Below are 1,547 nucleotides of genomic sequence, written 5' to 3' on the forward strand. Positions count from 1 at the left end.
TCCTCGTATATTATAGTTGTAGTAATTAATACTACATTTTGTTCTCTATCCCACTTTCTTATGGGATAATAATTGTATAGATAGAGGTCGTAGTTAACCTCCTTGAAGCTAGTCTTCCCAATTTAGGGTTACGCCTCTTCTTTACGTCTTTATCAGTATGAGCTGGATAGCACATTTCGTTGCTGTATGTCTAACGAGGTTTGATTGTCGTAAAGTTCTTGAGGGTCCTTTCTCTATCTAAATTTATATTAAAGCTAGGTGATTTTATGTTTTACATTGGTGTTGATATTGCAAAGAACAACCACGAAGCCTCAATAATTGATTCTGATGGGAAACTTGTTTCTGAGTCCTTTTCTTTTTCTAATTCTATTAGGGGTTTAGAGAAGTTTCAGAAATTTATTTCCTCTTTTTCGATTGATTCTAACAATTGTATTATTGGTATGGAAGCTACTGGCCATTATTGGCTTTCGCTTTATTCTTTCTTAATTGATTTAGGTTTTTCTTGTATTGTTATTAATCCTATTCAATCTGATGCTTTTAGAAAGATGTATATTAGACAGACTAAGAATGATTCTGTTGATTCTTTTGTTATTGCTCAAATTCTTAGGTTCGGTGAGTTTTCTGTTTCTCATTTTTCTGATGAGGATACTTTTGCTTTAAGAAATCTTTCTAGGTTCAGGTTTGCTCTTGTTGATGAAGCTTCTGATTGGAAGAGAAAGCTTGTTTGTATTTTAGATCAGGTTTTCCCTGAGTATTCTTCGCTTTTTTCTAATATTTATGGTGTGGCTTCTAAGGAGCTTTTGAGTAAGTATCCTTTGCCTGAGGATATGATTTCTATTCCTGCTGATGAGCTTGCTAAGATGTTGTCTAAGTGTAGTAAGGGTCGCTTTGGTATTGATAAGGCTAAAGAAATTCAAGAGAAGGCTTCTAATTCTTTTGGTGTTAAGTTTGCTTTAAAGTCTTTTTCTTTTCAAATTAAACAGATTATTGCTCAAATTTCTTTTCTTGAAGATCAGATAGCTGATATTGAAGATGAAATTTCTTCTATGATTAATTCTTTATGCCCTGTTATTACTTCTATCACCGGTATTGGTGATGTCTTAGGTGCTGCTATTTTCTCAGAAATTGGTGATATTTCTCGTTTTGAGAGAGCTAATCAGTTGGTTGCTTATGCTGGTTTAGATGTTGCTGTTAAGCAATCTGGCAATTTTAATGCTACTGATACTAAGATTTCTAAACGTGGTTCTCCTTATCTTAGACGTGCTATTTGGCTTGCTGCTAGTGTTGCTGCTTTTAAAGATCCTGCTTTGTCTGTTTATTATCAAAAGCTTAGACAAAGGGGTAAGGCGCATGGTACAGCTATTGGTGCAGTTGCTAGAAAACTTACTAACATAATTTTTGCTGTTTTAAGAGATAACAAAACTTACATACCGAATATTTAGTTGTTATTTAGTTTTTCTAAGCCTAATTTTTAGGCTTATTTGATGTGCCATAAATTACAAGATTAATTATTTTTTATTTTCTCTTGACATTTGATAGCTGGTCTA

General features: G+C 33.2%; 1 protein-coding gene. It reads left to right on the forward strand.

Features of this window, described 5'->3' with window-relative positions; all coding sequences use genetic code 11:
* Positions 1–266: 266 nt before the first annotated feature.
* Positions 267–1,442, forward strand: a complete 1,176-nt coding sequence (locus ACU68W_RS09190; RefSeq protein ID WP_106460092.1) for an IS110 family transposase — start codon at positions 267–269, stop codon at positions 1,440–1,442.
* Positions 1,443–1,547 lie beyond the last annotated feature (105 nt).

It is taken from the genome of Finegoldia sp. P2-F-LR (assembly GCF_052932265.1).

Excerpts from the sequence above, each read along its gene's own strand:
- ACU68W_RS09190 (WP_106460092.1), top strand. The coding sequence starts at position 267 with ATGTTTTACATTGGTGTTGATATTGCAAAGAACAACCACGAAGCCTCA.